General features: G+C 55.1%; 5 protein-coding genes and 1 pseudogene. 1 reads left to right on the forward strand and 5 read right to left on the reverse strand.

Annotation, left to right across the window (positions count from 1 at the left end; translation table 11 throughout):
• Positions 1–94 (forward strand): annotated as a pseudogene (locus ACVWVQ_RS14135) (photosystem II protein D2); the annotation flags it as partial.
• Between the two features lie 121 nt (positions 95–215).
• Here the strand turns inward: ACVWVQ_RS14135 and ACVWVQ_RS14140 are convergent.
• The 5 genes from ACVWVQ_RS14140 to rph form a co-directional block, all read right to left on the reverse strand.
• Complete coding sequence (locus tag ACVWVQ_RS14140) at positions 216–779, reverse strand: shikimate kinase (protein WP_457387749.1); 564 nt, start codon at positions 777–779, stop codon at positions 216–218.
• 11 nt (positions 780–790) lie between these two features.
• Positions 791–1429 carry a riboflavin synthase gene (locus ACVWVQ_RS14145; RefSeq protein ID WP_414332173.1) on the reverse strand — a complete coding sequence of 213 codons (639 nt, stop codon included), beginning with the start codon at positions 1427–1429 and terminating at the stop codon, positions 791–793.
• Between the two features lie 12 nt (positions 1430–1441).
• Positions 1442–3139, reverse strand: coding sequence for an ABC transporter ATP-binding protein (locus ACVWVQ_RS14150; protein ID WP_414332172.1), 1698 nt, complete (start codon positions 3137–3139; stop codon positions 1442–1444).
• Between the two features lie 604 nt (positions 3140–3743).
• Positions 3744–4982 (reverse strand): response regulator, encoded by a 1239-nt coding sequence (locus ACVWVQ_RS14155; protein WP_457509076.1) that lies wholly within the window; start codon positions 4980–4982, stop codon positions 3744–3746.
• Between the two features lie 246 nt (positions 4983–5228).
• The gene (gene rph / locus ACVWVQ_RS14160) at positions 5229–5963 is read right to left on the reverse strand and encodes a ribonuclease PH (RefSeq protein ID WP_011433341.1); all 735 of its coding nucleotides are present in this window, start codon (positions 5961–5963) and stop codon (positions 5229–5231) included.
• Positions 5964–6260 lie beyond the last annotated feature (297 nt).

Here is a 6260-nt window from a genome sequence, read left to right on the forward strand (position 1 = left end):
CGAGGGGATTCGGGCGTGGATGGCGCCGCAGGACCAGCCCCATGAGCGCTTTGAGTTCCCTGAAGAAGTCCTCCCCCGCGGCAATGCGCTCTAAAGGAAGCCGTTCTGGTCTCGTCAGGGATCCGCTCCCGGCGAATCTTGAGTAATCAAAAATCAAAAACTAAAGAGTTCAGGGATCCCTCATGGGATCCCTTTTTGTGTTGGGCATGAGGTGGCTAGGAAGGGATCCCATCTCGCAAGCGGGCGCGAATGGCTTGCCAGATCTGTTCAACCAACTGGGGCGGGCTAGTTTCTGACCGGATGGGCACCCGCACATCGGCTTGGGCGTAGAACGGCTCTCGCTCTTGCATCAGCTTGTACAGGGCAGCTTGGGGGTCGGGGGTTTGCAGCAGGGGGCGTTGGCCGGGATCCCGTCTGAGCCGCTGCCAAATCAGCTCGGGGGCCACATCCAGCCAAACAGTGAGGCCATGGTGCAAGTAGCTCCAATTTTTGGGGCGCAACACAATGCCGCCGCCTGTGGCGATCACCAACCGAGTGTAGCTGCTCAACTGGGCCAACACCTGCGTCTCCAGATCCCGGAAGTAGGCTTCCCCATGCTCGGCGAAGATCTGGGCGATGGAAGAGCCTCCCACCTGCTCCACCAGACCATCGGTGTCGAAAAATTGAAAGCGCAACTGGGCTGCCAGCTCCGATCCCACGGTGGATTTGCCGCTGCCCATCATCCCAATGAGATAAACATTTACGCCGCGCAGGCGCTCAACTTCCTCGGGGTGGATCATGGGAAAGGTACCTAGATATAGCCATGCTCGGCCAGAAACTCCAGAGAAACGCTGCTCTCGGGGGGCAGCAAGCCCAGCAATTTTTCCACATACTTGCCCAAAATATCCGCCTCTATGTTGACGGGATCCCCAACTTGGAGCTGAGAAAGGTTGGTCTCGCGGTAGGTTTGGGGGATCACAGCCACCTTGAACCAGCAGCCCCCTTGGCGCACCTCAGCAATGGTCAAGCTCACCCCATTCACCGCCACGCTGCCCTTGGGTACGATGTAACGCCCGATCTCTTCAGGAACCTTGAAGCTCAGCTCCCAGGCGTTGCCAGTGGCGGCTTGATCCCACAGTTGCCCCACCCCATCGATATGGCCGCTGACAAAATGCCCCCCTAACTTGTCTCCTACCCGCAGCGCCGGTTCCAGGTTGACTGTGCGCGGGCCGAGGGATCCCTGGCCCCAAGTCGAGCGCCGCAGGGTTTCCGGCGAAACATCGGCCAAAAATCCATCGGGCAGAATCTCCACCACCGTCAGGCAAAGGCCGTCCACCGCCACGCTATCTCCATAGGCCAACTGAGGTTGCAACCGGGGACAGGTAACCCGTAGCTGTGAAGAATTGATCAACTGGGCTGTGCCCAAACTTCGAACCAGACCCGTAAACATTGCTTTGGCTCCTTAGGTTTTGCCGGCTGCCTTTTTGGCTTTCTGTTTTTCTCGCTCTTTGGCTCGTTTTTCGGCAGCGATTCGCTCTTGTCGGGCTTTCTCTTTCTCTTCAGCGATCTTTTCTAGATAGTAGTGATAGTTGCCCTGGTAGGCGACCAACTCTCCGTTGCGAATCTCTACAATCTTGTTGGCCACTTTTGAGATAAAGTAGCGGTCGTGAGAAACAAGGATCACCGTGCCATCGTAATGCTGTAAAGCTTCTTCCAGCATCTCTTTGGCCGGGATATCTAAGTGGTTGGTGGGCTCATCCAAAATCAGTAGGTTGGCCGGCTGAAGTAGCATTTTCGCCAACGCCAAGCGGGCTTTTTCTCCCCCGCTCAAAGCCGCTACTTTCTTAAAAACGGCGTCGCCGCTGAACAAAAAGCGACCCAACAGCGTGCGCACTTCTTCGTTTTTCCAGTCGGGCACTTCGTCATGGATGGTGTCCAAGACGGTTTTGCTCAGATCCAAAGCCTCTGCTTGATTTTGCTCGAAGTAGGCAGGGATCACATTGTGTGCTCCCAATTTCACAGATCCCTCGGTAGGTTGCTCTAGGCCGGTGATAAGACGCAGCAGGGTGGATTTTCCTGCCCCATTGGGCCCCAGAAAGGCGACGCGATCCCCACGCTCGATCAACAGCTCCGCACCCAAAAACAAAATCTTATCTCCATAAATGTGCGTCAAATTCTCGATCTTCACCACCTCGCGACCACTGCGGGGAGCAGGGGGAAAGCGAAACTTGAGGGTACGCACGTCGCCAATGGGCGCTTCGACCCGCTCGATCTTTTCCAGTTGTTTTTCGCGGCTTTTGGCCTGAGTGCTGCGGGTGGCACTGGCCCGGAAGCGATCGATGAAGGTTTGTTGCCTTTCAATTTCCTTTTGCTGACGTTCGTAGGCAGCTTGTTGTGCCTCTCGCCGTTCAGCTTTTTGGAGTAGGTATTGAGAATAGTTACCCAAGTATGTCGTAGAAACTCCTCGCTCCGTCTCCACAATTTGGGTGCAAAGCCGATCCAAAAACTCTCGATCATGAGAAACAATCACCATGGGGATCGTCAAGCTCTTGAGGTAGTTTTCCAGCCACTCAATGGTCTCCAAGTCTAGGTGGTTGGTCGGCTCGTCTAGCAACATCAAATCGGGTTTTTGCAGCAGGATTTTCCCCAGGCTGATGCGCATCTGCCAGCCGCCGCTGAAGGCGCTCACCAACCGATCCCCGTCCTCCGGCTCAAACCCCATTTCCGGCAGGATTTTCTCAATACGCGCCTCCAGTTCATAGCCATGTAAACTCTCAAATTGGCGCTGTAGACGATCTAGACGGCGCAAAAGGGTTTCCAACGTGTCCGCGTCCGCCTGCTCCATCTGTTGGGTGATTTGGGCAATTTCTTGGTGAATGCGGTTTTCCTCTTGAAAGACTGTCCAGAACTCTTCTCGCACCGTTCGGGCGGGATCCACTCCAAATTCTTGGGTGAGATAGGCGATGCGCAGGTTGGCGGGGCGGATCACCTCGCCGCTGGTCGGTTCTTCTTGCCCGCAGATAATCTTGAGCTGGGTGGTCTTTCCGGCCCCGTTTACTCCCACTAGGCCGACGCGATCCCCAGGCTTAACTTCCCAGTTCACATCCTTGAGCACCTCACCGGTGGGATAGATTTTGCTAATGTGTTCCAGTCGCAGCATAATGCTCCTTGGGGATCGGGACCAATTGGAGAAGTGTGGCGTTTTCTTTACATTCTTTACTCGATTTTACGTATTCTTGGGATCCCTGTCCATGGATCCTGAGCAATTTCTGCTTGATTTCTCCCTCTCATTGATCTTGCCGGGATCCACGACAGCGTTTAATATTTCTGGTTTGCCTTCAGAAGTGCCTGCTGAACCCTGTTCGATCTTTTTTCATGTCTTCAGGGCTTGTTTGTCGGTACCCTTAGTATGGACTCTTTTGCCAGAAGCCTTGTGAGGCTTCTCTAAGGCTTAAACGACCTCTAATGCCAGCGGGGAAAAGCCAGTTCCTGAGAGAGATTGAAGTAGCCGGTCGTGATGACAATGAGGAAGGTTGATCGGATAAGTTTTCAGTGTATGGGATGCTTACTTCGTCTCTTGTTTCTGAAATCCCCGGCAACCTATTTTTCTCTTTTGGGCATGTCCTAATGAGCTATCAATCCATTGACATTAGCAGTCAGCCCAGACAAGTTATGGTCTCTTGAGTTGACTTCTTATCTAACATAAAACCTTTGTTGATTTTGACAGGAAAGCCAATGGCGACGGGGATCAACTCAGAAGGACACTACGCCTTGGCTTGATCCTCGAGGGAACGGGGGGATCCCTGAAACAGAGCAGGCTGACCTGTCCCGCCCGACAAAGGATTTCGTCTGTGGACTTGCGAAGGGGACTGGTGTTCCAGAAGCCGTTTCACCTCTGCATTAAGCTGGCTTTCGTTGAAGGGCTTGGTCAAGTAGGCGGTTGCCCCCGACCACTTGCCGCGGATGCGGGCCAGCAGACCATCGCGAGAGGTAACCATCAGGATGGGAAGGGACTTAAACTCTTCTAAGCTGCGCACAATGCGGCAAAGCTCTAGACCATCGATCCCCGGCATGGCGATATCCATCAACAACAGGTGGGGCCGATGCTGAAACAACAAAGGAAGCACCTCGGCAGGGTTGCCTGTTGTGATCACCTGGTAGTTGGGCAAATACTGCCGTAGGATTTCCTGCATCACCACGCTATCGTCCACCGCCAAGATGGTTATCGGGTTGTGGCGCTTGGTCTGCAGCAGCTCTTGGGGCGTTTGTAGGCTGACCAACCCTTTTTTCGCCCAGGAGGCAAAGAGATTGGCCACCTCCAGCCGATCTCGACACAGCTTCTTGGCGATCACCTCCAGCGACTGGCCATCTTTGGTGAGGGTGTGGAGCTTCTGTCGTTGCTCATCGGTGATGCGATAGCGGTTGACTCGCTCCCAATTGACCACCGGCACCGCCAGCATAGTTGGGATCGCCACCTTCAAGTCTGACCATCGATCGTGGCGCCGGGCAGCTTCTTGCAGCAGCGGCTCCAACTCAAACCCGCCAATGGGGGCCTCTTGGGCGACCTGCTCCTGCACCTCAAAGTAACAGGTGCCTGCCCGTTCGAATAGGTAGCGGTCGAAATCGGTAAGCAGGTTGAGCCACAGGGCATCTTCCAGCTCCCCCGGCTTGAGCAGGCCCAATTGCGTGATAGCCTCCAGCAGCTCAGGTAAGGAATGGTCTTTCATCAAGCGCTCTTGCACCACCGAGATGGCCCGCTGTGGCCATTCCAAGTTGAGGCGAGGAATAAAGCGGGAGAGTCGTTTCAGCAGGATTTGCGTGTTGAGGGGTTGATCGGCAGAAAAAAGCAGCCTGCCGTGGTAGTAAGTCAACACCCAGGGTTCCGCACCCTCAGAGGGATCCAGTCCCTTGAGGTGAATGTGCAGATATCCAGTGGTAAACCGCCAACCTTGCTGCCTGAGCAGTGGCGCAAGTTCCTCCGAGCCGAACACAAAACGGGACATGCAGCGTTCTCCGGGCCAACTTCTTCAGGCCAAATGAGCAGCGATTCACCTCAGCCACACGCTCAAACCGTCGAAAGGAGAGCTTCAGAGAGCTCACTTATTTTAACAACTGGCTGATCTTAGCTTTCCCGGCCATTCCTTTACAGCAAGGGAATACCGCTTTGCCAACCAGGATATACACCCATGCAATCCCATATGCAGTGCCTTGAAGGATTACCATTGCAAGGCTAGGGTCCGGCTATGGCTCTATCTTTCTAAATTGAGAGCCTGCCGTTGGGCTTGTAGCAATTCTTGGATCCCGGCTTGGGCCATCTCCAACATTTGTAGCAGTTGCGGGCGACTGAAGCAGGCGGCTTCGGCAGTGCCCTGGATCTCGATGAAGGATCCCTGCTCGTTCATAACAATGTTCATGTCCACCTCGGCTTGGCTGTCTTCCTCATAGCACAGATCCACAAGTACCTCTCCCTGCACAATTCCTACTGAAAGGGCCGCCACCTGCTGCCGCAGCGGGGATCCCTGGGCCGGATCCAGCGCCCCCTGTTTGTACAGCCAAGTGATGGCGTCGTGCAGGGCCACATACCCCCCTGTGATCGCGGCGGTGCGAGTGCCGCCATCGGCCTGCAGCACATCGGCATCGACAGTGATGGTACGGGATCCCAGCTTGCGAAAATCCAAGGCGGCGCGCAGACTGCGCCCGATGAGCCGTTGAATCTCGGCAGTACGGCCCGATAGTTTCAACATTTCCCGCGGCTGTCGTTGTTGCGTGGCTCCGGGCAACATGCGGTACTCAGCCGTCAGCCAGCCTTGGCCGGTGTTCTGCAGAAAAGGGGGAACTTCTTCGGCCACACTGGCGGTGCAAAGGACATGGGTATGGCCGAACTTGACCAACACCGAGCCAGGGGCATAGCGGGTAAAGTGGCGCTCAAAAGAAACCGGGCGCAATTGAGCAGCGGTGCGATTATCTGGGCGTTGCCAGCTCATGGACAGTTCAAAAAGGGATCCCTCGCATTGTCAACCATGTCTGCCCAATGCGGCTCAGGACTTGGAATCTTTGCAGAACATGACTGGGGCGACGGCTGCGGACGGAATTGGTCTGGGAAGGCAAGGACGACAAGTGTAGCAACCGCCGCAAATTGGATATTGCCGGGTATGCCACCTCTACGCGGAAGAAAGTGAAGCACTTGTAAACTACCCGACACCCGCGCTATGCGCAGGGTGCGGGCTTTATCCCAATCCCTAGCGGCCCCAGAGGACAGCTAAGTTTCGGAATTTCAGGCG

Source organism: Thermostichus sp. MS-CIW-36, from assembly GCF_054059035.1.